Origin of the sequence: Flavobacterium akiainvivens, from assembly GCF_001278115.1 — a bacterium.
Taxonomy (GTDB): domain Bacteria; phylum Bacteroidota; class Bacteroidia; order Flavobacteriales; family Flavobacteriaceae; genus Flavobacterium; species Flavobacterium akiainvivens.
In genome coordinates this window covers 3773914-3798207 of record NZ_LIYD01000005.1, presented here as the reverse complement: position 1 = coordinate 3798207, position 24294 = coordinate 3773914, and the positions used below count along the sequence as shown (strand labels likewise).

At 42.8% G+C, this 24294-nt stretch carries 24 protein-coding genes, 1 rRNA gene and 1 other annotated feature; of the genes, 5 read left to right on the top strand and 20 right to left on the bottom strand.

Annotated features, from left to right (window positions below; genetic code table 11):
• Positions 1 to 24: 24 nt before the first annotated feature.
• Complete coding sequence (locus AM279_RS17050; RefSeq protein ID WP_143090461.1) at positions 25 to 363, bottom strand: hypothetical protein; 339 nt, start codon at positions 361 to 363, stop codon at positions 25 to 27.
• 346 nt (positions 364 to 709) lie between these two features.
• Between AM279_RS17050 and AM279_RS17045 the strand changes: the two genes are divergently transcribed.
• Both AM279_RS17045 and AM279_RS17040 read left to right on the top strand, forming a co-directional pair.
• A complete protein-coding gene (locus AM279_RS17045; protein ID WP_054409252.1) occupies positions 710 to 1051 on the top strand; it encodes a helix-turn-helix domain-containing protein in 342 nt (113 codons plus the stop codon).
• A gap of 120 nt (positions 1052 to 1171) precedes the next feature.
• The gene (locus AM279_RS17040) at positions 1172 to 3589 is read left to right on the top strand and encodes a hybrid sensor histidine kinase/response regulator (RefSeq protein WP_054409250.1); all 2418 of its coding nucleotides are present in this window, start codon (positions 1172 to 1174) and stop codon (positions 3587 to 3589) included.
• Here the strand turns inward: AM279_RS17040 and AM279_RS17035 are convergent, their stop codons facing one another.
• The 5 genes from AM279_RS17035 to AM279_RS17015 form a co-directional block, all read right to left on the bottom strand.
• Positions 3590 to 4954: a sigma-54-dependent transcriptional regulator gene (locus AM279_RS17035; RefSeq protein WP_054409247.1), complete on the bottom strand. Its 1365-nt coding sequence runs from the start codon at positions 4952 to 4954 to the stop codon at positions 3590 to 3592.
• A 139-nt stretch (positions 4955 to 5093) separates the two neighbouring features.
• Positions 5094 to 5402 carry a hypothetical protein gene (locus AM279_RS17030; protein WP_054409245.1) on the bottom strand — a complete coding sequence of 103 codons (309 nt, stop codon included), beginning with the start codon at positions 5400 to 5402 and terminating at the stop codon, positions 5094 to 5096.
• A gap of 212 nt (positions 5403 to 5614) precedes the next feature.
• Positions 5615 to 8845 carry a T9SS type B sorting domain-containing protein gene (locus tag AM279_RS17025; protein ID WP_054409244.1) on the bottom strand — a complete coding sequence of 1077 codons (3231 nt, stop codon included), beginning with the start codon at positions 8843 to 8845 and terminating at the stop codon, positions 5615 to 5617.
• 410 nt (positions 8846 to 9255) lie between these two features.
• Positions 9256 to 9364: ribosomal RNA gene (gene rrf, locus AM279_RS17020) — 5S ribosomal RNA — on the bottom strand.
• Positions 9365 to 9505: 141 nt separating this feature from the next.
• Positions 9506 to 11158, bottom strand: a sequence feature (23S ribosomal RNA rRNA prediction is too short).
• A 353-nt stretch (positions 11159 to 11511) separates the two neighbouring features.
• Entirely contained in the window at positions 11512 to 12747 is a 1236-nt protein-coding gene (locus tag AM279_RS17015) for an ABC transporter permease (protein WP_054409242.1), read from the bottom strand.
• A gap of 124 nt (positions 12748 to 12871) precedes the next feature.
• Here AM279_RS17015 and AM279_RS17010 point away from each other — a divergent pair, with 124 nt between their 5' ends.
• Complete coding sequence (locus tag AM279_RS17010) at positions 12872 to 13993, top strand: exo-beta-N-acetylmuramidase NamZ family protein (protein WP_236688526.1); 1122 nt, start codon at positions 12872 to 12874, stop codon at positions 13991 to 13993.
• A gap of 322 nt (positions 13994 to 14315) precedes the next feature.
• The gene (locus AM279_RS17005) at positions 14316 to 14519 is read left to right on the top strand and encodes a hypothetical protein (RefSeq protein ID WP_054409238.1); all 204 of its coding nucleotides are present in this window, start codon (positions 14316 to 14318) and stop codon (positions 14517 to 14519) included.
• Between the two features lie 10 nt (positions 14520 to 14529).
• Here the strand turns inward: AM279_RS17005 and AM279_RS17000 are convergent, their stop codons facing one another.
• The 3 genes from AM279_RS17000 to AM279_RS16990 are packed head-to-tail and all read right to left on the bottom strand — an operon-like array spanning position 14530 to position 15692.
• Entirely contained in the window at positions 14530 to 14775 is a 246-nt protein-coding gene (locus tag AM279_RS17000) for a hypothetical protein (protein ID WP_054409237.1), read from the bottom strand.
• A 1-nt stretch (position 14776) separates the two neighbouring features.
• On the bottom strand, positions 14777 to 15139 hold the full coding sequence (locus AM279_RS16995; RefSeq protein WP_054409235.1) for a VOC family protein: 363 nt from the start codon (positions 15137 to 15139) through the stop codon (positions 14777 to 14779).
• Positions 15140 to 15197: 58 nt separating this feature from the next.
• Positions 15198 to 15692 carry a YkgJ family cysteine cluster protein gene (locus tag AM279_RS16990; protein ID WP_054409234.1) on the bottom strand — a complete coding sequence of 165 codons (495 nt, stop codon included), beginning with the start codon at positions 15690 to 15692 and terminating at the stop codon, positions 15198 to 15200.
• An 82-nt stretch (positions 15693 to 15774) separates the two neighbouring features.
• Between AM279_RS16990 and AM279_RS16985 the strand changes: the two genes are divergently transcribed.
• On the top strand, positions 15775 to 16479 hold the full coding sequence (locus tag AM279_RS16985) for a class I SAM-dependent methyltransferase (protein WP_054409233.1): 705 nt from the start codon (positions 15775 to 15777) through the stop codon (positions 16477 to 16479).
• A 158-nt stretch (positions 16480 to 16637) separates the two neighbouring features.
• Here the strand turns inward: AM279_RS16985 and AM279_RS16980 are convergent, their stop codons facing one another.
• From AM279_RS16980 to AM279_RS16930, 11 genes are all read right to left on the bottom strand, one after another.
• Positions 16638 to 17054: a DUF2059 domain-containing protein gene (locus AM279_RS16980; protein ID WP_054409232.1), complete on the bottom strand. Its 417-nt coding sequence runs from the start codon at positions 17052 to 17054 to the stop codon at positions 16638 to 16640.
• A 20-nt stretch (positions 17055 to 17074) separates the two neighbouring features.
• Positions 17075 to 17707, bottom strand: a complete 633-nt coding sequence (locus AM279_RS16975) for a 7-carboxy-7-deazaguanine synthase QueE (RefSeq protein ID WP_054409230.1) — start codon at positions 17705 to 17707, stop codon at positions 17075 to 17077.
• 105 nt (positions 17708 to 17812) lie between these two features.
• Positions 17813 to 19507: a tetratricopeptide repeat protein gene (locus AM279_RS16970; RefSeq protein ID WP_054410388.1), complete on the bottom strand. Its 1695-nt coding sequence runs from the start codon at positions 19505 to 19507 to the stop codon at positions 17813 to 17815.
• Between the two features lie 41 nt (positions 19508 to 19548).
• Positions 19549 to 20496: a PstS family phosphate ABC transporter substrate-binding protein gene (locus tag AM279_RS16965; RefSeq protein WP_054409228.1), complete on the bottom strand. Its 948-nt coding sequence runs from the start codon at positions 20494 to 20496 to the stop codon at positions 19549 to 19551.
• 3 nt (positions 20497 to 20499) lie between these two features.
• A complete protein-coding gene (locus tag AM279_RS16960; RefSeq protein WP_054409226.1) occupies positions 20500 to 20961 on the bottom strand; it encodes an energy transducer TonB in 462 nt (153 codons plus the stop codon).
• Positions 20962 to 20998: 37 nt separating this feature from the next.
• The gene (locus AM279_RS16955) at positions 20999 to 21397 is read right to left on the bottom strand and encodes an energy transducer TonB (protein WP_082344254.1); all 399 of its coding nucleotides are present in this window, start codon (positions 21395 to 21397) and stop codon (positions 20999 to 21001) included.
• A 13-nt stretch (positions 21398 to 21410) separates the two neighbouring features.
• Positions 21411 to 21830 (bottom strand): energy transducer TonB, encoded by a 420-nt coding sequence (locus tag AM279_RS16950; RefSeq protein ID WP_054409222.1) that lies wholly within the window; start codon positions 21828 to 21830, stop codon positions 21411 to 21413.
• Positions 21820 to 22104 carry a hypothetical protein gene (locus AM279_RS16945; protein ID WP_074961614.1) on the bottom strand — a complete coding sequence of 95 codons (285 nt, stop codon included), beginning with the start codon at positions 22102 to 22104 and terminating at the stop codon, positions 21820 to 21822. Before AM279_RS16945 ends, AM279_RS16950 begins: the two co-directional genes overlap by 11 nt.
• A gap of 13 nt (positions 22105 to 22117) precedes the next feature.
• A complete protein-coding gene (locus AM279_RS16940; protein ID WP_054409221.1) occupies positions 22118 to 22951 on the bottom strand; it encodes an energy transducer TonB in 834 nt (277 codons plus the stop codon).
• Between the two features lie 25 nt (positions 22952 to 22976).
• Positions 22977 to 23543, bottom strand: a complete 567-nt coding sequence (locus AM279_RS16935) for an ExbD/TolR family protein (RefSeq protein WP_054409219.1) — start codon at positions 23541 to 23543, stop codon at positions 22977 to 22979.
• 21 nt (positions 23544 to 23564) lie between these two features.
• On the bottom strand, positions 23565 to 24212 hold the full coding sequence (locus AM279_RS16930; RefSeq protein WP_054409218.1) for an ExbD/TolR family protein: 648 nt from the start codon (positions 24210 to 24212) through the stop codon (positions 23565 to 23567).
• Between the last annotated feature and the right edge of the window lie 82 nt (positions 24213 to 24294).

Genomic DNA, 24294 nt, shown 5'->3' with positions numbered 1-24294 from the left:
CCCCGCAATGCGGGGGCTTTACTTTTACACTTGCATTTGTGGCTGCAACTCATTAAAAATGCCTTTAAGCATTTTGAGTATATCATCATGAGGAAGCGAGGTGTTTATCACATACATATTTTCCTCTTGTTTTATGCCTGCATGGCCATTATCTGCAGCAAGAATAAAGGGCTTGTCATTGCTGTAAAGCCGGGCAATATCAAGCGCTTCAATCTTATCGTGCATAAAAAAAGCTACGGCATCAAAGCCTTTACTGTTTGCACAACCATTGCAGATATCAAACTCAAAACCATCTTTAATGTTGTTTTTCAACAAATTATAATAACCTACTTCGCTATCATAAACTAAAACTTTCTTCTTCATAATTTTATTTGCATTAATAGGGGTAATCAATATCTAACTATCAAAAAGTAATTAACGTATTCAAAATATGTTTGTTACTTAACGATAAACTTGCCCGTTTATCGAAAAAAATTAAGTCAATTATTATTTAAATCATTTGTTCAATATTTTTATACCGGTTATGATTGAATAACCTTATAAAAGACAATAAGACTGAAAGTTATATGCAAAAAGAAACTTTTGCATTTATAAGTAAGGAATAAATAAAATTAGAAAAGAATTTACAATCAAAAAGTTACACATTAATTAAGAATATCCTAAAAATTACTTTTTTTATACATCATCCAACAACTAAAAAATTACTATTATGAATTTAATTGGCCAGCGCATTAAAAAACTGCGAGAGGAGCGTAACATTACCCAGGAGGCTATGGCAAAGCACCTTGATGTAACGCAAAGCAACTACGGGCGCCTTGAAAAAGACGACCGCAGGCTAAACGTGGTTAAGTTGCTTAAAATTGTTCACATTCTTGACGTAAACATCCTGACCCTTTTTGGAGACACATCGCAAGTGGGCATGGTGGCAAACGGCGAAAACTTTACACCATCTAACAAAGAAGTTTATGACATTTTGGTAGAGAGCCTGCGCAGCGAAGTGCAGCACCTTAAAGATGAAATAAGCTTTTTGCGTGTAATTGTAAGAAGCTAATATAACTGCTGCTTGAAAAAACACCTCCGCTATAACGGAGGTGTTTTTTTATGTACCAAACCCTGCTTATACTTTAACCAGTTGCCCTAACGTTTTAAGGAAAAAGCGTATATTTATAGTATGGCAAAAAAACCAAGAGGTGTAAAATCTAAAGTTATTATAGGCTACCTGCTGCTGTTTGCTACCGCAGTTGTATCTGTATGGTTTGCGTATAACGAAATACTTAAAATTGCTATACCCGATACATCATCTAAAGATAACGACAAGCTGCTTAAAATAAGTAATACAATGGCCCGGCTGTATGCCAGCGAGGCATTGGGCCGTACTGCTATATTAACCAACAAGAAGCAGGACCTTATTCGCTATGTAAAATCTACCGACAGCATACAGGCAGAGATTGATACTATTAAAACAATGCTGGAAGTGGCACAGGTAAAAAAGTTTGACACCGTGCAAATGCTGCTTGAGCGTAAAAAAATAAGTACTGCCGAAATTATAGTGTTCCAGAAAAGCAAAAACCAGCGCTTTACCACGAGCCGGAAAGGCATAAAAAAAACCCGCGATTCTATATGGGAAGCCATTGAGCCCGTGCGTCCGCAAAAAAAATATGCCTGGGATAATATATCTGAAAAACTGCTAACCGATAAGCAACGCGACTCACTCAGCAAGCTGGATGTAAGCAATGATTCATTAACAAAGGTTTATAATAAACTGATAGACGGCGCTGCTGCAAAAGATAAAAGGGTAAATGAAACCATAGAGGCAAAAGAAAACAAGCTCCTGGAAGAAAACCGCATACTTAGCGACCAGTTAAGGGTTATTATTGCCGGGGTGGAAAAAGAGTTTTTGCAAAAGTCTTATGTAAAGCTTACAGAATCGCGCACCACACTAAACAAAACGGTTGAAACCATGGCTTGGGTGGGCGCTATTACCCTGTTGCTTATTATAATTTTTGCCACAATAATAGTGCGCGACCTTAGTAGCAACCAAAACTACCGCCGCCAGCTTGAGGTGCTCAACCAACAAAACCAGGACCTCCTTCATACTAAAAGTATGCTTATGGCTACCGTTACCCACGACCTGCAAACGCCGCTTGGCAGCATATTAGGGTTTCAGGAGCTTATAAAAAACAGCGGCGTTACAGGCAAGCAAAAGCAATACCTGGGCAACATAAAAGAATCGGCTGATTATATACTGCGCCTGGTTAACGACCTGCTTGATTTCAGCAAGCTTGAAAACAACCGCATTACCATAGAAAACAAAAGCTTTAATGTTAAGCAGGCCATTGAGGCTACCTGCCACACCCTTGAGCCTATTGCAACCGAAAAAGAAATTGAGCTGAACTGGGACGTGGCCGACGAGCTTGACGGCAATTTTATAAGCGACCCTTACCGTATTAAACAGGTATTAACCAACCTTATAAGCAATGCCATTAAGTTTACACATGATGGCTCAGTAGAAGTTACTGCCCGTATAGAAGGATTTGACATCGTGATTTCGGTTATAGATACAGGTATAGGCATAGCGGCAGATAAGCATGATGCCGTATTTAAAGAATTTACACAGGCAAACTCCGGCATTGAGAAGAAATTTGGCGGCACGGGCCTTGGCCTTACCATTAGTAAGCGTATCGTAGAATTACTAAAGGGCACTATAACCCTGGAAAGCCAGGAAGGCAAGGGGTCTGTATTTACTATTACACTGCCGTGCATAGCTTCTACAGAAATAAATACCTTTACAGAGCCCGTTATTGAATCTAAACCAAACGAAGGCCTCCTGCCACCCGGCACCACAATACTTGTTGTAGATGACGACCACGTGCAGCTTATGCTTATGAAAGAATTGCTACAGCAATATGGCGCTAACGTACAGGTAGAAATAAACTCGGCGCTGGTGGCAGATGAGATTGAAAAAGGCGAATATGACATTGTACTAACCGATATACAAATGCCGGTGCTTGATGGTTTTGGCCTTATAAAAACCATTCGCAGCAGTGAGAGCAATAAGGTAAAGAGTGTACCTGTGATAGCCCTTTCAGGCCGAAAAGACCTGCCCGAAGAAGCATTTGACCTGGCCGGGTTTACCGCCCACAGTGCAAAGCCTGTCGATATTAATGAACTGCTTGCCCTAATTGCAGGAATCTTAAAGTTTGAAGGCAGAAAAACAGTACACACTACAGAAACTAAAAAACAACCGGAAGGTGGCCTCTATAGCCTTAATAGCCTGAGCCAGTTTACCAATAACGACCCTGAGTCGCTTAAAACCATACTGGAAACCTTTATAGAAAGTGCCGAAGACAACTGCGAAGTACTGCGTGAAGCGGTTTTAGAAAATGATAAAACAAAGCTGGCACAAATAGCCCACAAGATGATACCCATGCTAAAGCAGATGGAAGTAGACTCTATTGCGGCTATGCTGCTGCCCCTTGAAGAGGGTACTTATGAGTTAACCCCTGAAGAGCTTACAGCCTATACCGAAGATATTTGTAAAAGGATGCTGGTGTTGTGCCAAAGGCTTGAGCTTGAAATAGCAGGATAATTACAAATCCAGATTATAAAGCTTAAGCTTATTATATAGCGTTTTACGGTCTATATCAAGCAGCTTGGCTGCCTTAGACTTGTTGTAGTTGGCCTTTTCAAGCGCTTTTTTTATGGCCTCCTCTTCGTTACCCTTAGTGTAGCCAAAACTGTCGTTACTGCGGCTGCCCTGATTGTCTTTCATTTCATGCGGCAATACATCATACTGTATGATGTTGCTTTTTTCCAGCAGTACAGAGCGCTTAATAATATTTTTCATTTCGCGCAGGTTGCCGGGCCAGTCATAGTTTTTAAACAGGGTTATTACCTGTGCATCAAAACCTTCAATATCTTTTTCAAGCTCCTGGTTGGCCTGTGCCAAAAAGTGGCCGGCAAATATCATTATGTCCTGCTTTCTTTCAGAAAGACGTAATGCTTTTATGCTAAATTCGTTTAGGCGGTGGTACAGGTCTTCCCTAAAATCGCCATGTTTTACGGCTTCGGCAAGGTCTTCGTTAGTAGCTGCAATAACACGTATATCTACCTGCATTTCGTTATTACTCCCTACGGGCTTAATTTTTCGCTCCTGGAGTGCACGCAGCAGCTGCACCTGCACTTCATAAGACAGGTTACCTACTTCATCAAGAAAAAGCGTACCGCCGTTTGCTGCTTCAAAATGGCCGGTTTTATCGTTAACAGCCCCCGTAAATGAACCTTTTATATGCCCAAAGAATTCTGACGAGGCAAGGTCTTTAGGTATGGCACCGCAGTCTACCGCTATAAACGGCTTGTCTTTGCGCTTGCTAAGGTTGTGAATGGATTGTGCTATGTATTCTTTACCCGTACCGCTGTCGCCAATAATAAGTACCGACATATTAGTGGGTGCCACAAGTGCAATATGTTCGTGCAAGGTTTGGCTGGCAGGGCTGTTGCCTTTTACAAAAGCAGGCAACGGGGCTGCATTAGCCGGCTGTTTTTTTACCGAAACAGGTTCAACCTCTTTAGCTGTAGCATTAGCCTGTCCTTTTTTGCTAATGGCAAGGCCAATAAGGTGTAGTATCTCTTCCGGGTTAATGGGTTTGCCCACATAGTCAAACGCTCCCTGTTTCATAGCGTTTACAGCCGTTTTAATATCGGTATACCCCGTCATTAAAATTACGCGTGTTGCATTAGAAACCTCATTAATATGCTTTAGTATATCCAGGCCATCGCTATCGGGCAAGCGAATATCTGTAAGCACCACATCAAAGAAGCCTTTAGAAATTTCTTCTTTGGCCTGCACAGCATTGTATGCGTTAACAACTTCAAAACCTTTCTTCTGTAAAAAGGTTTTCAGCATAACACAAAACGCCATATCATCATCTATTACCAGTATCTTAGCGGCCATTATTTAAGGAAAGGGATATACTGCAAATGTAAGGCATTTGATACTTTTAAAATGTTAAGGAAAAAACAAAAGGAGGCACCTCTGCCTCCTTTGCCGAAGAATAAAATTCTTCAAATCACCTTACTATATATTTTTAAGCTTATGCTTTTTTCTCTTCCTTAACAAATTCTCCCGCTGCCGAATAATAAACGGTTTGCGCTTTATTATCTTTTCCCAGTTCTATTTTATACTCACTGCTGTCTTCTGCAGCATAGGCCTGGGTTACGGTATAACCTGCATATTTTTCAGACAGCTCTTTTAATATGGCAGCCGGTACAGCTGTGGTTTCAATTTTCTTAAATGCTTTTTCCTGCTTTATTACTTCAGTTACTCCTGCTGAAGTATGTGCCGGTGTTGCTGAAAGCCCTAATGCAAAGACAAGCGCAACGGTTAAGAACAGCTTTTTCATTGTTTTGTTTTTTTTGTTGGTTGCTTACGATTAGATAAATTGAAAAAACCATACCAAAATTAAAAAGGAAACAAACACTCATTCAAATATCTGATAAACAGTATTTTAAAAAACAACACTGTATGGCAAATTTTAGTTTTAGCTGTAGATGCCCACAAAAAAAGTGTGGATTTTCCACACTTTTAAACAAAAATTACAAAATACAGGCTGGTTTATCTTATCATTGAAAAATGTCCTTTAAAAATACGGCCATCTGCCCTTTCGGCAACAAACCAATAATCAGTAGATGGCAGGTTATGTGCATTGAGCCTACCATCCCACCCGTTAGACTGCCCCCTAAATGAGGTTATAAGCTTGCCGTAGCGATCGTATACATACACCATAAGGTTTGGCTCATACCACGAGTAATTAATATGCCAGGTATCGTTTATACCATCTCCATTCGGGGTAAAAAATTTAGGATAGTTAAGCAATGCTACTTCCTCGGTAATTTCGCCACAGCCATAACTATCGCGTATTGAAATGGTATACAGCCCGGGTTCAAGCCCCGTAAACGTATTTTCTTCCTGGTATGGGCCTCCGTTTAATGAAAACTCATAGGCACCAATACCGGTAGCATTTATGGTAATACTATTGTCGTTATCTGTCCAGTCTACAATATCAAGGTCAAAATCTTCTGCCTGGCCCGATGGTATTACCGTTATGGTAAACTCGCCCGGGCAGGTTCCAATACCATAATCTTTACTTACGGTAACGGTATAATCTCCGGGCTCAGTTACTGTAATACTGCGGGTGTTTTCGCCTGTGCTCCAGTGATAAGAGTCAAATCCGGCAGTAGCCGAAAGCACCACCGAGCCTTCTTCATCGCATATCACGGCAAATTCTTCCATTTCTATAACCGGGTTTTCAGACACCTGTATGATAAAGTCTACAAGCTCATGGCACACGTTAACCTGGTTGTGCTCTATGCGGGCATAAATAACCTGCGGAGAAACGGTGTTGGTATAACTTTCAGGATTTGGAATAGCGTTTGTGCCATTTTGGGCATCGGTAATATTATCATAATATGTTACGGTATACACATCCGGGCTTTGCTCGCCTAAAATCTGGGCTTGGGTATCCATCAGGTTAAACTCCTGGTACTGGCTGTCGCCGGGTTCAATACACTTTAAAATATCTCCCGGAAAGTTAGCCGTAACCAAATCAGGCAGGAGGTTTACATTGCGAATTGCCACACCGGTTTGCCCACAGGCGTTTTCTACAACAAATTTATAAACCCCGGGCTCAAGGCCACTAAACACATTGTTCTCCCCATTATCAATTAAAAACGGCTGGCCATCTTTCTCGGTAATTTTATAGGTAAGGGGCGCAAGGCCTGTTGCCTGTACATAAACATCATCTGCATTACCCAGGCATGCCACATTATAAACACCATCTACCACAACACCATACTGATAACTAAAATCTCCAAGATCTGTAAAACAAAGTTTACTGGCGGTACCCGTACCTACTGTTTGTATTGCCTTAACCACCCTGAAGTTACCCGAATATTGCAGGTTATAAGTAGTTTGGTTATTTGGCAATGCTAAAGATGTAGTATCGTTTGGTACAGTACCTTCTGTATATGCCGCACCTGTTTCCGGGTGTTGCCACTGGCCTGCGGTGCCGGCATTTTCTTTTTGAAGCCAATATGTAGCCCCCTGCCCTGTACCGTCAAACAATGTTATATTCCACGAGTTGCAAAGCGGTTCAAATGTAAACACAGGGCCTTCCCCGGGCACATAACCGGTAACCTCTACAGTAACTGTTTGTTCTATGCCACAAACATCCTTACCCGTAAATATATAAGTACCTTCTGGCAGGTTATCCATATAAAGCCTGCCATCTGAGGCTATAAAAGCACTCACATTCTGAGGCACATTACCTGTATAAGCATCAGGAGCGCTTATTAATGATATCTGTATAAGGTTTCCGTTACCGCTCATAACCCGTATAGCCCCTGAACCTTCGGTACAATCAGAATATGCCGTTGCCGTAAAATCCTGCGGTTCAAAGTCCGGAATGTTTACCTCTACAGTATGCTCATGCCCGCAGCTGTCAACTATTATCAGCGTATAATCTCCTAACGGCAAATTTGTGATGATTAAAGAACCTGCCGCATTTATAAATGATGATACATCCTGGGGCAATGGCAAAGTATAGCTTCCCGGCGCTGCAATAATTGAGGCCGATACAATTTGCCTGTCCGGCACACTTACCGTTACACGCCCCATATCAGAAAAGCAGCCATTATTACGGCCGGCAGCTACCGGAACCGGAACCACATCTTCTACTTCCACACTTGCCTCACCGGTTCTTCCGCAGGCATCTGTAACCTTAACAATATATGTACCTTCGGGAACAGGACTGTTTTCCCCGCCAAAATTAACCGTACCATCAGTAAAAGGCCCCGGATAACCGTTGCCAAAGCCTGTAGGCACAAAACCTTCGGGTACCTCAATAAATTGCATTGTATAAGGTGGCGAAAACTGAGATGTAGAGACTGAAAGATAAAAACGCCCACATGGTATAGGCACGGCCTGCATACTTACATTAGGAACAGGATTAACAGCGTTACCCTGTGTACCATATGTATTGCCACAGCCATTTGTAACCTGCAAATCATAAGTATATCCATCTCCCGGCACAACCGGGAAGGTATGAGAAAACTCAATAAAGCCCGGCATACCCGATTCAAAAACCTCGGTAAAAACTTCCGGCGCCCCTCCACCCGGTGGGTATACGGTATATACAATAGTTAGCGGATAGGTAATCGCCGTTCCGTCAGGATATGAAATAGTATTACTAATGGTAACATTATTACAATCTCCATTTTGCAGGCTGTTAAACAAAGGTGGTGATACTACGGGTGGCGCCGGTGTTAAATCGAGCGTATAAGTAGTAACCACACCTTGCCCACATTCATCAAATACACGAATATTGTAAGTGCCCTGCTGCATATTATAAAAAATACTATCCTGCTGCAACGGCATAATTTGTGGCCCAGATATAATTTCATAACCAACGGCAGTACCTGAAGTGGTTGTAATTACAATTTCGCCCCCCACATCACAATTATGTGCCATAGAAGAAATTGTATAGGTTAAGGGCACAATTTGGTTTTGAATTATTACTTCCTGAGTAACTGATGACGATTCTGTACCCAAAGTTTGAATAGCCACAACCTGATAAGTACCCGCGTTTAGACTACCTACAAATGGTTCTGTAGAAGTATAAATAGAATTTGTTGTATTTGGCAACAAATATACCGAATACAAAATAGTAGCACCCGGTGTTGGGTTGTCTACTGTAAACGTCATAGTTCCGTTGCCAATACAGGTTTCGTCTGTGGCAACAACATTCAGCTGAAAATTTGCTAATTGGGCATACGAATTCAGGCTCATTAAAAAGCTAAAAATTACAATTCCCAATAAATTCCTCAAGCTGAAATCCCCCGATTTCCTCATGCTTTTCTCCATTCCCCTACATTCTTTTTAGCAATTGTTTAAGCTAAAAAAAGTGTGCCAATAATACGTGATTTTTTGCAAACTATTGATTTTTACAAAAATATTCCATTATAACTATAAACAGAAACTGTTAATCGTATTTTTATGAAAATTTTAAAGTATAATTAACATTATTTTACATTTAAGATTAACTGTGCATTAATCAGACATTGTGGAAAGTGTAGAAAATGAGTAAACAAAGTGTGAATTATGTGTATTTAATTGTGAGAGTTTTCATCTATTTATATATTATGGTGAATTATCTAAAAACAAAAACCCCTTATCTGATTAGATAAGGGGTTTTAAAAGAAAGGCGATGACATACTCTCCCACAAAATGCAGTACCATCTGCGCAGGCGGGCTTAACTTCTCTGTTCGGGATGGGAAGAGGTGAGCCCCGCCGCAATAATCACCTTAAAAGGTTTATTTGGTTTCAGGTTCTTGATAACCTGAACTCAAAAGCAAGCGTGCTTGCAATATGTTAACATACTAAGATAATACAAAAGTGTCTTGTTTTAGAAAGTGTACCCCTCCCGGATTGCTCCGGGAGGAAGTAGCGTACATAAGCTTACGGGTTATTAGTACTACTCGGCTATGACATTACTGCCTTTACACCTGTAGCCTATCAACGTGGTCATCTTCCACGACCCTTAAAAGAAATCTCATCTTGTGGTGGGTTTCGCGCTTATATGCTTTCAGCGCTTATCCCTTCCGAACGTGGCTACTCTGCGGTGCCCCTGGCGGGACAACAGATACACCAGTGGTTCGTCCGACTCGGTCCTCTCGTACTAGAATCAGATCCACGCAAATTTCTAACGCCCGCAGTAGATAGAGACCGAACTGTCTCACGACGTTCTGAACCCAGCTCGCGTGCCACTTTAATGGGCGAACAGCCCAACCCTTGGGACCTTCTCCAGCCCCAGGATGTGACGAGCCGACATCGAGGTGCCAAACCCCCCCGTCGATATGAGCTCTTGGGGGAGATCAGCCTGTTATCCCCGGCGTACCTTTTATCCTTTGAGCGATGGCCCTTCCATACGGAACCACCGGATCACTATGCTCTACTTTCGTACCTGATCGACCTGTATGTCTCTCAGTCAAGCTCCCTTATGCCATTGCACTCTACGCACGGTTACCAAGCGTGCTGAGGGAACCTTTAGAAGCCTCCGTTACTCTTTTGGAGGCGACCACCCCAGTCAAACTACCCACCAAGCAATGTCCCCCGCAACGCGGGGTTAGGCCTCAGATAAGCAAAGGGTGGTATTTCAACAATGACTCCTCGAATCCTGGCGAACCCGATTCACAGTCTCCCACCTATCCTACACATCACTTATCCAAGGTCAATACTAAGCTATAGTAAAGGTGCACAGGGTCTTTTCGTCCCACTGCGGGTAATCGGCATCTTCACCGATACTACAATTTCACCGAGCTCATGGCTGAGACAGTGTCCAGATCGTTACACCATTCGTGCAGGTCGGAACTTACCCGACAAGGAATTTCGCTACCTTAGGACCGTTATAGTTACGGCCGCCGTTTACTGGGGCTTCAATTCAATGCTTCTCCGAAGATAACATCTCCTCTTAACCTTCCAGCACCGGGCAGGTGTCAGGCCCTATACTTCATCTTACGATTTTGCAGAGCCCTGTGTTTTTGATAAACAGTCGCCTGGACCTTTTCACTGCGGCCAGCATTGCTGCTGGCGACCTTTCTCCCGAAGTTACAGGTCTATTTTGCCTAATTCCTTAGCCATGAATCTCTCGAGCGCCTTAGGATACTCTCCTCGACTACCTGTGTCGGTTTACGGTACGGGTTCTTATAATCTAAGTTTAGAGGTTTTTCTTGGAAGCCCTTAGGCACACTATCTCTTTGCCCGAAGGCTCTGAGTACTATCGTATTTCACCAGAATCTGCGCATTTAACTACAAATCCTATAGCTAGGTACTTTAACGAACTATTCCGTCAGTTCGCGGTGCTTTCATCACTCCGTCGCCCCATCACAATTATAAGAAGTACGGGAATATTAACCCGTTGGCCATNTTTTTTTCTTACCGTTTAAAGCTTCACTTTAACCTCTCATTATGTCCCGAACCTCTCAGTTTGGGAGGGCAAAGATAAAATCTTTTCCCCTTTAAATCCAAGCTTTTTTAAAACTTTTTTTTAAACTTTTTGGCTAATTCCAAAACCTCATTCTTTATAGTAACTCAGCTTTTCTGTTAACCAATCCGTCTTTCAATCTTTCTAAGAGCGTCGCTGTTGTAGCGGGTGCAAAAGTAGTAACTTTTTCTTTACTTCCTAATCTTTCAACAACTTTTTTCAAATTTATTTTTTTGAAGACTTTTCTGATGTAAAACCAGCTTTGCCGTTGTTTTCAGTAAGTGTAGAACGTTGCTTGATTGCGGGTGCAAAAGTAACACCCTTTTGCACTTTCGCAAACTTTTAAAACACTTTTTTTAAAACTTTTTCTTAACATTCTGATAATACGAACACTTACAAAAACAAGGTTTTTGAAGAATTTTCATTCAGCAGTACCGGTTTCTGAAAAAACAACAGATTTTGATAGTTGCCTTAGTCGAAACGAAGTGCTTTTACCGGAGAAATCTTTGTTATTATATAAGACGGGATTAATAAAAGGGCGGTACAAACAGCAATTGTACCTACATTTATTATTAAAATGGCCGGCAGATGTAGTGATACCGGTGCCACACTTACATAATAATTTTGCGGATCGAGGGTAATTATGCCAAAATACTTCTGCGCAAGCAGCAATGCAAATGCAATTCCGTTGCCCCAAAGCAGCCCTTTTATAATAAGGTAGGCCGAATTGTACAGGAAAATTTTGCGCACGCTCCAGTTATTTGCCCCAAGTGCCTTGAGCATGCCTACCATTTGGGTGCGCTCCAGGATAAGAACCAGTATGGCCACCACCATATTTATAGTAGCTACAACCACCATAATAATAATGATTACCATAATATTTACATCAAACAGCCTGAGCCACTCAAATATATTAATGTATTTTTCCTGTATGGTTTCGGCATTTAGGGTGCTGGGTATGGCTTTATACACTTCCTCCCCCTTTTCAGATATTTTAGTAAAGTCATCTATAAATACTTCAAAAGCGCCTACTTCGCCATTGCGCCACTTGTTTATGCGCTGCACATGGCGAATATCACCTATCATATAAGTGGCATCAAACTCACCAAAGCCCGACTCATATATACCTACCAGCTCAAAACGGCGCAGGTTTGGCATGCCGTTGCCGCCTTCTTTCATAAAATAGGTATTGAATTTATCGCCCAGGTTAAGCTGTAGTTTATTGGCCAGGGTTTTGCTGAGCAGTACTTCTTCATTAAGGTTGGCCTTCAGGCTGGGTATGCGCCCCGAAACAAGGTACTCCTGCATGGCATCCCACTTATAATCTTTACCTACCCCTTTAAAGATAATACCTTCAAATGCTTTTTCGGTACGGATAATACCTGCCTTGCTGGCTACGGCCTGCACGTGGTTTATACCTTCTATATTTTTAAAGGTGGGATAAAAGTTCTGCTTTGCCGAAAGCGGGGCTACGCTAACCTGGCTTTCGTTATTATCAAAATTGGTAATAATAATGTGTCCGTTAAAGGCCGATATCTTTTCGCGGATTTTATCCTGAAGCCCCACGCCGGTTGCCACAGCTATAATCATCATCATGACCCCAATGGCAATGGCAATGATTGCAATTTTTATTATCGGGGCAGATATACTACTTTTATGCTGTTTTGAACTAACCAGCCTTCGGGCTATAAAATATTCTAAATTCAACGGTATGGTGTTTTCTTTGTCCAAAAATACAGTTTTATTCTCATTTGTGCTGATTGCTGCGTGCGGAAAAACAGCTTCGGTCGAAAAGTCGAAAGTCGAAAGTCAAAAGACAAGCAGTGGGCAGATGGCAGATGGCAGGCAGCAGGTTGAGGAAATAAAAACCGGCGCAGAAAATTATGAGAAATACCTTCCCATGCTTAACGGGAAAGCCGTTGGCATTGTAACCAACCAGACCGGAATTGTTACTACTGATGGAAAAACCGAAAACCTGGTTGACTTTTTTATATCGAAAAAGGTTGGCCTTAAAAAAATCTTCGCCCCTGAGCACGGCTTCCGTGGTACAGCAGATGCGGGGGAACTTATTAAAGACGGTAAAGATACCAGAACCGGGCTGCCTATTATTTCCCTTTACGGGGATAATAAAAAGCCAAAGCCGGAACAGCTGGCGGGGATTGATGTTTTAGTATTTGACCTGCAGGATGTGGGTGCACGCTTTTATACCTATATATCATCACTACATTATATAATGGAGGCTTGCGCAGAGCAGAATATCCCACTCATTATATTAGACCGCCCCAACCCCAACGGCGGCATTGTGGACGGGCCTACGCTTGAAAAAGAAAACAGCAGCTTTGTGGGCATGCACCAAATACCCGTGCTGCACGGCATGACCATAGGCGAATACGGCCAGATGATTAATGGTGAAAAGTGGCTGAAAAACGGCGTGCAGTGTAAACTGACTGTTATACCCTGTTTGAATTACAAACGCGACATGCCTTACCACCTTCCGATTAAGCCCTCGCCCAACCTTCCGAACGACCAGGCCATAAACCTGTATGCCAGCCTGTGCTTTTTTGAAGGTACTAATGTGAGCCTGGGCCGCGGCACCAGCAAGCAGTTCCAGCTATACGGTTCGCCTGATTTGCCCAACACGGGTTTTAGCTTTACGCCAATGCCAAACGAGGGCGCCAAAGAACCACCGCTTAAGGACAAGGTGTGCTATGGCGAAGACCTGAGCGAAGCGCCTAAAGTAAAACAGCTGGAACTGAAATGGCTGATTAAAGCATATAGCGAAACAAAAGACAAATCGAAATTCTTTATTCCGTTTTTTACAAAGCTGGCGGGAACCAAAACACTACAGCAGCAAATTGAGGCCGGGAAGAGTGAGGCGGAGATTCGCGCATCATGGAAACCGGGGCTTGATAGTTTTAAGAAGATGCGGAAGAAGTATCTTATATATGAGTAGGAGCTGCTGAATTATTCGGCACTTTCTTCACGCGCAGTCATGCTGAGCCTGTCGAAGCATAATTCTAAATAAAAAAACAGTCGCCCTTCGACAAGCTCAGGGTGACTGTTTTTTTTATTGCTTTTTAACCCACCCCGCCTTCGGCACCCCTCCGGAGGAGGGGAATAGCTACACTCATACGCAGTCAGTCATGCTGAGCCTGTCGAAGCATAATTCTAAATAAAGAACTCAGCAGCTCTTTCGTTAACATTTGCACAAAGTGTTTGCCTTAGCCCCAGGGGTTTTGTAATTTGGATGTAATAATCTAAAAAATCACATTGCCATGAACATACAGGAAACCATAGAAAATGTATTTCAGTACATTTTAAAGCTTATAGAAAAAGCAAAAGGCTATATAGACGATATTATTGAATTTTTCAGTAACCTGCGCGACCGCATTGAGGGGTTCCTGGATTATATAGAAGATAAGCTACAAAGCATAGGCAGTGTAGTAGAAGAGCTTAAGCAACACGAAGCTGCCGCCTAAACCTAAACAATTACACTTTTGGGCTTCCGTTTTGCGGGGGCCTTTTTTTAGTTATGGCTGTTGTGGTTTTTACTACGGTTTTTGCAATAATATAAATTATAAGCAGCACTATAAATATAAAAATGGCAACGGTTGCAATTTCCATAAGCTTTGCCTGCCAGGTGGCTACCACAGTACCGGCGGTGAGGTAATAAAACAGGCCCGACAGTACAAACGCCAGGACTACAAACAATAATACGGTGCGGAGGGATTTCATATCAGTCTATTATGGGTTGGCCAAACTGTAAAATGTAGTTGTTGTTATCATAAATGGCAAACTCGCGCATGCCATAGTCAAAATTGTCTATCTCATAGCAAATGGTGCATTTGTCTTTGTAGAGTTCCCAAAGCACATCTACCTCAGTAGTATTAATGTAAAACGAACCGGTAAACGCAGGTTCGGTAAAAGGGATGTGGGCATTGGGGTATGCCAGCATAATTTCAATTTCGTCTTTAAGCAATACGGCCCAGCCTTCTTCGAGCACGCCACATTCAAAACCCAGAACTTCGGTATAGAACGCTACCGTTTCAGGAATTTGTGCTGTCCAGAGCATGGGGGTAAGGGCGTTAAAGTGTGGCATGGCTGAATATTTATGTAAAACTATAAAATTTTACAATTATTTGGCTGGCAGCTTCTGCCTAAACCGGGATTTTCTTTTTCATTTCCTCTACAATATTGTAGGCGGCGGGGCAAATGGCTACGTTTTTAAGCGTGAGGTTGCTTATCTGCTGGAACTTTTTACGGTCGGTATGCGGAAACTCGCGGCAGGCTTTGGGGCGCACATCGTAAATCATGCAATAGTTTTCATGATCCAAAAACGTACAGGGCACGCTTTTCAGCACATAGTCGTTATCTTCATCAATACGCAGGTATTGGTCTATAAACTGCTGTGGCTTTTGGCGGAAATGTTTGGCAATACGCTCTATGTCGGCCAGGGTAAACAGCGGGCCGGTGGTTTTGCAGCAGTTGGCACAGGTAAGGCAGTCGGTTTTTTTAAACTCCCGGTCGTGCAGGTCCTGCATTATGTAGTCCATATTTTTAGGCGCTTTCTTTTTAAGCTTATCAAAAAACTTTTTGTTTTCGTTATGCTTATCTTTGGCCAGCCGGGGCAGTTGTTTTAAAAAATCGTCCATCGCAGTATCATTTCCGGCACAAATGTATAAAAAATGGCACAAGCGAAACGACTGCACACCTTAAATGCGATAAATTACACCCATGAAAGACCTTTTCGGAAAAGCCATACTGGATTACCAAACGCGCAACAACCCGCAAAACCTCATGACCGAGACTTCCATTAGTGAAGAAGACGAAATGGAGGTGGCCTACCTGTTCCGTGATTTTAAGCACATGCCAAAGATTGAACAAAAAGCGCTGCAAATGGCCAAGGGCAACATACTTGATGTGGGGTGCGGCGCCGGAAGCCACAGCCTGTACCTTAAAAACGTGCGCAACAAACGCGTGCAGCCTATTGATATTTCGGCATCTGCCATAGAAGCGTGTAAACTCCGCGGGCTTGATAACGCACAGGTGGCTGACATACTTACCTACAATGGCGGCACGTTTGATACCATTTTACTACTGATGAACGGCACGGGGATTTTCGGGAAGCTGGAGAATGTTACGCAGTATCTTACAAAATTAAAATCGTTACTGGATGAGGGCGGACAGATACTGATTGACAGCAGCGACCTGATTTATATGTTTGATGAAGATGAAGACGGCGGCAAGTGGATTCCGGCAGAGGGGTATTATGGCGAAATTACTTTTACTGTAAGCTATAAAGGCGAAACCGAAGAGCCGTTTGACTGGCTGTACCTGGATTATAACACCCTGCAAAACGCCGCACATGCCAACGGGCTTAACTGCGAACTGGTTATGGAAGGTGAGCATTATGATTATTTGGCGAGGTTAACGCTTTAGTATTCAGTCGCAGTCGCAGTTTTCAGGTTGTAAACTGAGTTTGAAGGCTTATAAAACAAAATAGCCAGATTCGATGTGAATCTGGCTATTTTGTTATTTGTTAAGATTGCTTCGTCGTTCCTCCTCGCAATGACGAAGTCTGAAAAACGAAATTCAAATTAATTTACCTGGTGTTTTTTTACGATTTCTTTTAGCTCAAGGTTCCATTCCATGGCAAATTTTTGTGAGCGCTCGTAGATAAGGCCGCTTTTTTCGGCAAACTTTTTACCGGCGGGGCTTTGGTAGTAGGCTATTATGGCTTTTATCTCATCATGCGTAAATTCTTCCATGTACAGGGTAGCCAGCTTTTCCTGCATGTGCCTTATGGATTCCAGCAAATCTTTGCGGATTGCGGCATGCTTTTCTTCGGGCACATTTTTAAGCATCGATTCTATAGCCGCATTATACTGGCCTGGAGCACCGCCCAAATCCATCATTTTAAGGCAATCTGCTTTAAAGGCTTCTTTTTCGGTATCCTGGGCCAGGGCAAACTGCGCTGCGAGGGCAAAAGTAAAAATCAGGAATATCTTTTTCATGGCTACAATTTTTAAGCAATTTACGGAATATTTAAATACTTATGCGTTTGCAGCGAAACCCTCCACTTGGGGTTAGCCATAACATAATTAACAATAAGCGGGGTAACCTCTTCGCGCCTGCTCCACTCGGGCTGCAGGAACAATATGGCATTGCCGTTTACTTTGGCGGCCTGCTCTTCGGCAAAAATAAAGTCGTGCTTATTGTGTATAATACATTTCAGTTCGTGCGCATGGGCATATACATCGTCTACCGGAAGTTTTGTTTTCTTTGGCGAAAGGCAAATCCAGTCCCACGTGCCGCTTAATGGATAAGCGCCACTGGTTTCAATATGCACGCGCATGCCCTTATCTTTAAGCGCGCCGGTAAGCGGGCCCATATCCCAGGTTAGGGGTTCGCCGCCTGTAATAACTATGGTTTTAGCCTGCTGTGTAGCGTGTTGTACAATAGTATCAATATGCGTTGGCGGATGCAAATCGGCATTCCAGCTTTCTTTAACATCGCACCAGTGGCAGCCCACGTCGCAGCCGCCCACACGTATAAAATAGGCCGCGGTACCGGTATGGTAACCCTCACCCTGAATGGTGTAAAACTCCTCCATAAGGGGCAGCATTACCCCTTTTTCCACGTCAACCTGCACTTCTTTCCTAAGCATCTTATTCTTAATAGGCTGCAAAGATAAGCATTTAATTGCTTTGTGCCTAAAAACAACAAAGGCACACCGTGTGGTGTGCCTTTGCATTATAAATATTTCAAACTGTTATTTTAGTTTGTCAAGCTCCTGCTTGGCATATTCGTTAGCAGGGTCAAGCTCAAGCGATTTTGTAAAGTATTCTTTAGCCTTAACCTTGTCTTTGGCTACATAGTAAGCACCGGCATTGTCGTAAGCTTCAAGAAGGTTTTTCTTGTTCTTTTCAACATCAGCAGGGCCTTTAGCCACGATAAGTGCAATATAACTATCGTAAGCAGATGCCATTTTAGCATAAGCTTCATCTGTTTTTACAAGCTGGTTAACTTTAGCCTTGTAGATAAACGCCTCAGGGAACTCTGGGTTAAGCTCGTTTACTTTTGCAAAAGCAGAATCAGCCTTAACAAGAGACTCAGCATAAGTAGCTTTTTGGTCGTCCGGCTTGGTTACATAATCAGCATATAGTGCAAAACCATAGTAGAAGTTGTCTACAAACAGGTTCCTGCCTTCAGGGTTTTCGGTAGCGGCACCAAGCACTACAGCAGCAGGGCCGTATAGCTTTTGCTTGAACAGCTTCTGGCCGATAGCACCAAACTCATTCGTGATTTCAATATCTGTAGCAGCTGCTTTTTTGATATCGGCAATAGCCTCGTCAAATTTAGCCTGGTCTACCACGGTAGTGTTACCTTCTTCGTCAGTAGCTACGTTAAGTGCAAGCTGCGCAAGTCCACGGTACAGGTAGTCACGGGCAATGATACGCTTAGGCTCTACGCTGGCAATAAATTTGTTCATTGCATCTAAACTTTCCTGGTAGTTACCGTTTTCATAAGCTGAGTATGAAAGGTAACGCAGTATACGAGGGTTAACCTTGTCAAGTTTCTGCATTTCTTTAGCTTCAGCTTCAAGGGCTTTATAGTCACCAGCCAGTACAAGGAAGTCAGCATGCCTCATCCTTGAGTTTAGCGAGTAATCTGTATTTTGCATATACTTTTCGTAAAATGCAATAGCCTGCTTGGTGTTTTCGGCATATTTAGCCCTGTCCATGCTACCCCACAGGTAGTAGGTCTCGGCAAGTTCACGGTAAGCCGGGCCATAGTTAGGGTTTGTTGCAAGAAGTGCGTTAAAGTCGGCTACCGCTTCAGGGAAAGCCGCTTTAGTGTTCTTTTTAAGCACGCCCAGTTTTAGCTTGGCCTTAAGCAGGGTGTTGTCAAGGTTAAAGGCATTACGGTAGTCGCTAAAGGCAGCGTTACTGTCTTTGTTCCTGTAGTTAGCCTCGCCACGGTAAAAGAACGCCTCTGCCGACTTCTCATCTTTAGCAAGTGCCTTGTTTAGGTACTCAATAGCTTTTACATAGTTAGGGTTGTCTGAATAGATATAGGCCTTACCCATGTATATAAGCTGTTCTACATCCCTTTTTCTAAGGTCTTTTTCTACAGCGGCAAATTTAGCCTGTGCACCGGCAGCATCGCCTTTGTTAAGGGCAATGTGTGCAAGGCCTATCTGGTTGTACTCAGGGTTGTCTTTAACGGCAACACCTTTGTTAAAGTAGTATGCTGCAGAATCGGTTTCAGTTTGCGTAAGGTAAATATCGCCGATAAGGAAGTAGTTTTTACCTTCCTGCGGTTCTGAAGCAATAAGCGTTTTTAGCGTGTTCTTAGCTTTTTGGTATTGCTCAGCATCAATGGCCTTTTTAGCATCCTTGGCGTCCTGTGCATGTGCAGCTCCGACAAATACCAATGATAAACCGAGCAATTTAAATTCTTTCATGTTAATCATTTTAATTTCTCCTTTTATTTAGTGTTTATAAGTCATTCTTTAATAATCTGGATTTCCCTTGTGGGGATGTCCTGTGGCAGCAGTCCGCTTTTGAGAATTATCCTCTGGCCTACCTCTGCTCTTGTATAATTTGCAAAACCTATGCCTAACCCTTTATAGCCCTGGTAATTTAACACATATATCTTACGGGTAAATGGGTAGAAACCCGCGCCAATGTTGCTTTGGCTGGGTTTAAAGAAGGTTGCTCCCTCACTTTTGGCTTTAACATTATCAACTGCCAAAACTGTAAGATTTTCCACAACTTTCTGCAATTGGGGTGTGGGTTCGTTTACCCAGTCTACACCCACAATGCCTATACTACCGGGGTTGTTATTTACAAATGTAATAAGTTCAGCCGAATTTTTTTGGTATATTATGTTATTAACAGGTAATTTCTGCACACCGGCCTGCTCCATAAGGTAGCGCACCGTGCCCGAATTTGGGTTATCGAGCACCAGCTTGCTTATGCGCGCCGATGGCTCCCCCTTTAATACCTTAAAGATTTCTGCCGTGGTTATGGTAGTATCGGCAGGCTTGCCGGCAGTTATTACAGCAAGCGCATCGGTAGCTACAAATGTAACCTCGGGCGTCATGCCGTGTTTTGTAAAGTGGTTTTCTTCTTTTTTAGAAAGCGGGCGGGTCATGACTACGGTAGTAACCGAATCGCCCAGCATGGCATTTACAATTTCGTTCTCGGTAGTATTAACCTGGTTGATGTGGGCATTAGGGTATACGCTATGGAAAACATCAACCACGCTTTCTATAACCGGCTGTACCGATTCGTCTACCAATACCGTTATTTTACCAGCCGTCATGCTTTCGGGCACCACAACGTTGCCGTTAGCATCGGTTTTATGGCAGCTTAACAGCACCACGCCGCTAAGGGCCAGGGTTACAAAACCTGCCAAGAGGTATTTTTTATTTTTTGAAGCAAACATCATTGTTTATTCTTTTGGTGTTAACGGTTTAAACCTAACCTCGTCTACAGGCTTAGCCGGTAGGCTGTCTTTTTGGCCCGTACCCATACCTTCAACTTTAATGGAAATAGGCAACAGGTAAGACGCCCTTACAACGTTACCGTCTTTAATACCGGGAGTCCATTTCTTTGGGCAGGCTTTTACAACCCTTACCGCTTCCTGGGCAAAACCATAACCGGGGTCTTTAAGGGCCTCAACCATACTAACTGAACCGTCTTTTTCTATTACAAACTTTACAACTACCTTAAGCACAGTATCTTTTTCTACTTCAGGTGTTTTTATTGCCTCCGAAACATAGCTGTAAAAGGCTTTCATGCCGTCAATATATTCCGGTTTCTGGTCAAGTTCATTAAAATCAGATACACCTGTATCCTGCGCATTGACATTTATAAACGCAAGAAAAGCAAAAAGCATATAAACGTGTTTCATTTTATTGAGGAGTTTAGTTTTATTATTCCTGAACAAGTTATTGTTTTGATCGACTTTTCTTTTTCTTCGAAGCTTTTACGTTCATTTCAATAGGCAACACATAATCTGCCCTTATTGTTTCCCCGTTTTTTACGCCGGGTTTCCATTTTTCACTACCTTTTATAATCTTTACAATTTCTTCCGCAAGGCCATAGCCCGGATCTTTTACCACCTCTACCTGTTGAATACTACCATCAGTTTCTATAAAAATGCGAAAAGCACCGCTTATACGGGTATCTACATCTACAACCGGTTTTTTAATATTTTCACTAAGGTATTCATAAAAAACCTTAAGCCCTCCCGGATATTCCGGATAGCTATCCTGAACTGTAGATTTATCCTGCGCACTAACGGTTGCAACAACCATAAAAGCAAAAAGCATATAAACGTGTTTCATGTTATTGAGGAGTTTAGTCTTTTTTAGCGGGTACTTTTTCTTCGGGAAGGTTACTGCCCGGCAGGTTTACCATTACAGGCAATACATAGTTTGCCATAAGGGGCTTGCCGTTGCGGGTGGCAGGTTTCCATTTCACCTTGTTGTCTGTTAACACCTTAACCACTTCATAAGCCAGGCCATAACCGGGGTCTTTAAGCACCTTAAAACTATCCATGCGCCCAAGGGTATCTACCCAGAACGACACCGAACACCTTATAAGCGTATCGTGCTTTGGCACTTCAAGCTGCTCCATACGGATGTGGCTGGCTACATATTGCCGCAGTGCCTGGTTGCCGCCGGGATACTCCGGAGAGGTTTCTCCCTTTGCAGCCTGCGCCATTACCATAAGCGGCACCAATACCAGTAATGCTAAAAGAACTGACTTAATTTTCATCTTCGTCGTCAAATTCAAAACGTTTCTTTTCTTTTTTAGGCATGTTGATGAGCAGCCTGTATGCGGCATACACAATCATGAGCACACCCATTGCAATGCGGTAGTTGCGGGGCATATTAAGGTCGTAATGGCGGCTCATGGGTAGCTGGTACCAAAAGATAATACCGAGGCCAAAAACCACAAACGCCAGGAATATGAGCACCCTTAAAACGAACAGAAATCGCCAGTCCGGCGATTTCTGTGTCCTGTATCGGTTAGTCCTGTGTGAACCCATTCCGTACTGTATGTTAATTAGGTTGAATCTTCATGGTGATAGGAAGAATGTAGTTTGCCCTTACAGGCTTACCATTCTGTATACCCGGATTCCACTTGGTTTTAAGGCTTTTCAACACACGTTCTGCTTCTTTACCTGCGCCATAGCCCGGGTCTTTAAGCACTTTAATGTTAGAAAGCGAACCATCTCTTTCTACCACGAAAGAAACCGTGATTTTAAGGTTAGTTTCCCTGTCTACGTCAGGGTTCCTGAAGTTCTTCCTTACAAACTCATAAAACTTATCCATACCACCAGGGAACTCAGGCTTAACCTGTAGTGCCGCATAGTTGATAGGCTCATCGCTTGGGGTAGCCGGCTCTACACCTTTATCAAGGTCGCCCGCATACACATCGATGTTAATATCACCTGCACTAAGGTCTGCCGCTTTTGTCTGGTTAGACGGTGTAGCATCCTTAAGGTCTTCCTGGCTAATGATAGGCTCAACAATTTTCTTTTTGTCTTCAGCTTCAAGAGGCTTAAACTTAACCTCGTCTACCACTGATTTAGGAGCCTGTACAATTTTAACCTCTGGTGGTGGCGGTGGAAGCTCTTCAACTTCTACCGGTTCATCGGGTATTTCTACCAGCTCAATTTTTTCGTCTACAACCGGGCCGTCATTCTTGGCAAGGCTTTCCTTAAGCTCACTGTAAATAAGCGGGGCAGCCACCATAGCCGAGAACAGGAAAGCTCCGCAGGCAAGCGCTATAACTGTAGTTTTAGGATTTTCTGACCTAAGCTTGTAAGCACCGTAGCTTTTGTTACGGCCTTCAAACACAAGGTCTATCCATCCTTTATCAAATAAACTCATAATCTTATTGTTTTAAAGGTGAGGATTAATAAACGCCTGTTTGTTTCAATAGGTCAATCTCGCCCAGAGTTATATCGCCTATGGCATACAGCTGTGGGTGCGTTATAGCCATTTCATCCAGAATATCTACCACGTTTTTAAACGTAGCAGCATCGCTGGCCTTAATGTTTACTACAAGGCCCTGTTCAGGCTTACCTTCCCTTTTAGCATACTCTTTACCAAGGGCAACGTTTTTAAGAAGATCCTGCCTTATACCATCTTTACCAAATTTAGCTTCAGTAGGCGGTATAGTAGGAGCATCGAATTTACCCATGTACCAAAGGATACGGTTGTCTTTACCTATAAGGATGGTCATCATCCTTTCTTCAGGAATCTTAGTAGTACTGTCTGGCTGAGGATCTTTTTTATCCTTATCCGGCATAGCCAGCTCCATGGCCTGTTTTTTAGCAAGCGATGTGGTAAGCATGAAGAAGGTAATAAGAAGGAAAGCAAGGTCAACCATTGCAGTTAAGTCTACACCCGGGTTGCTTTTTTTACTTCTTACCTTTTTGCCTTTGCCACCGCCACCGTCGCCGGTATTTAATTCTGCCATTTTATATTATGTATTATAATATTAGAAATTTTCTCCGCGCAGGTTTGTTACCAGGTAGAACTTGTTCTTTTTCTGGTCCTGCAGTATGTCTATAACCTGTTGTACCGTAGTAAAGTTTTCTTTGGCATCGCCTTTAATGGCTATGTCAAGATCCCTGAACTTAACGTTCTCTTCGCCTGCGGCTATCCTTTCGTTAAGCCACTCCCTGTTAGCATACCTTGCCTGCTGAACCCAGTCACCAAGCTGGTTGCCTACTGAATCATACGGAATACCTTTTTGTAGGCCCGGTGTATTGCGCTCTGCGTTTTCAAGCTTAAGAAGTGCCTTAAGCTGGCTTAGCGGCACACCAAAGCCGTCCATACCTTCAAATTTCTTCTTTTCCTCAGCGGTAAAAGAAGTACCTTTTAGCGTAGCCATTTTTTCGAGTGTAAGTACCCTTATATCCCTTGGGATGGTGAAAAACACCTGTTTTTCTCCCACGGTAATAACGGCTACACCTTCTTCAGGCAGCTTTTCTATAACCGTAGAGGCAGGTACATCTACCGCCTTAGGTTCTGGCTGCTTGGCTGTGGCGCTCATGATAAAGAAAGACAGCAGAAGGAAGGCCACGTCGCACATGGCGGTCATGTCTATCCTGGTGCTTTTCTTTGATATTTTAACTTTAGCCATTTATTTCTTTATTTATAGCCGCAGTAAAGCGCTTTTATATATAAACGCACTTTACCGCCGCATTATTGTTAAAACCTACTAC

Excerpts from the sequence above, each read along its gene's own strand:
- AM279_RS17045 (WP_054409252.1), top strand. The coding sequence starts at position 710 with ATGAATTTAATTGGCCAGCGCATTAAAAAACTGCGAGAGGAGCGTAAC.
- AM279_RS16950 (WP_054409222.1), bottom strand. The coding sequence starts at position 21,830 with ATGAAAATTAAGTCAGTTCTTTTAGCATTACTGGTATTGGTGCCGCTT.
- AM279_RS17005 (WP_054409238.1), top strand. The coding sequence starts at position 14,316 with ATGAACATACAGGAAACCATAGAAAATGTATTTCAGTACATTTTAAAG.
- AM279_RS17025 (WP_054409244.1), bottom strand. The coding sequence starts at position 8,845 with ATGAGCCTGAATTCGTATGCCCAATTAGCAAATTTTCAGCTGAATGTT.
- AM279_RS16995 (WP_054409235.1), bottom strand. The coding sequence starts at position 15,139 with ATGCCACACTTTAACGCCCTTACCCCCATGCTCTGGACAGCACAAATT.
- AM279_RS17000 (WP_054409237.1), bottom strand. The coding sequence starts at position 14,775 with ATGAAATCCCTCCGCACCGTATTATTGTTTGTAGTCCTGGCGTTTGTA.
- AM279_RS16985 (WP_054409233.1), top strand. The coding sequence starts at position 15,775 with ATGAAAGACCTTTTCGGAAAAGCCATACTGGATTACCAAACGCGCAAC.
- AM279_RS16945 (WP_074961614.1), bottom strand. The coding sequence starts at position 22,104 with ATGGGTTCACACAGGACTAACCGATACAGGACACAGAAATCGCCGGAC.
- AM279_RS16960 (WP_054409226.1), bottom strand. The coding sequence starts at position 20,961 with ATGAAACACGTTTATATGCTTTTTGCTTTTCTTGCGTTTATAAATGTC.
- AM279_RS17010 (WP_236688526.1), top strand. The coding sequence starts at position 12,872 with ATGGCAGATGGCAGGCAGCAGGTTGAGGAAATAAAAACCGGCGCAGAA.
- AM279_RS17035 (WP_054409247.1), bottom strand. The coding sequence starts at position 4,954 with ATGGCCGCTAAGATACTGGTAATAGATGATGATATGGCGTTTTGTGTT.
- AM279_RS16930 (WP_054409218.1), bottom strand. The coding sequence starts at position 24,212 with ATGGCTAAAGTTAAAATATCAAAGAAAAGCACCAGGATAGACATGACC.
- AM279_RS16935 (WP_054409219.1), bottom strand. The coding sequence starts at position 23,543 with ATGGCAGAATTAAATACCGGCGACGGTGGCGGTGGCAAAGGCAAAAAG.
- AM279_RS16940 (WP_054409221.1), bottom strand. The coding sequence starts at position 22,951 with ATGAGTTTATTTGATAAAGGATGGATAGACCTTGTGTTTGAAGGCCGT.
- AM279_RS16965 (WP_054409228.1), bottom strand. The coding sequence starts at position 20,496 with ATGATGTTTGCTTCAAAAAATAAAAAATACCTCTTGGCAGGTTTTGTA.
- AM279_RS16990 (WP_054409234.1), bottom strand. The coding sequence starts at position 15,692 with ATGGACGATTTTTTAAAACAACTGCCCCGGCTGGCCAAAGATAAGCAT.
- AM279_RS17040 (WP_054409250.1), top strand. The coding sequence starts at position 1,172 with ATGGCAAAAAAACCAAGAGGTGTAAAATCTAAAGTTATTATAGGCTAC.
- AM279_RS16970 (WP_054410388.1), bottom strand. The coding sequence starts at position 19,507 with ATGAAAGAATTTAAATTGCTCGGTTTATCATTGGTATTTGTCGGAGCT.
- AM279_RS16955 (WP_082344254.1), bottom strand. The coding sequence starts at position 21,397 with ATGAAACACGTTTATATGCTTTTTGCTTTTATGGTTGTTGCAACCGTT.
- AM279_RS16975 (WP_054409230.1), bottom strand. The coding sequence starts at position 17,707 with ATGCTTAGGAAAGAAGTGCAGGTTGACGTGGAAAAAGGGGTAATGCTG.
- AM279_RS17050 (WP_143090461.1), bottom strand. The coding sequence starts at position 363 with ATGAAGAAGAAAGTTTTAGTTTATGATAGCGAAGTAGGTTATTATAAT.
- AM279_RS17030 (WP_054409245.1), bottom strand. The coding sequence starts at position 5,402 with ATGAAAAAGCTGTTCTTAACCGTTGCGCTTGTCTTTGCATTAGGGCTT.
- AM279_RS16980 (WP_054409232.1), bottom strand. The coding sequence starts at position 17,054 with ATGAAAAAGATATTCCTGATTTTTACTTTTGCCCTCGCAGCGCAGTTT.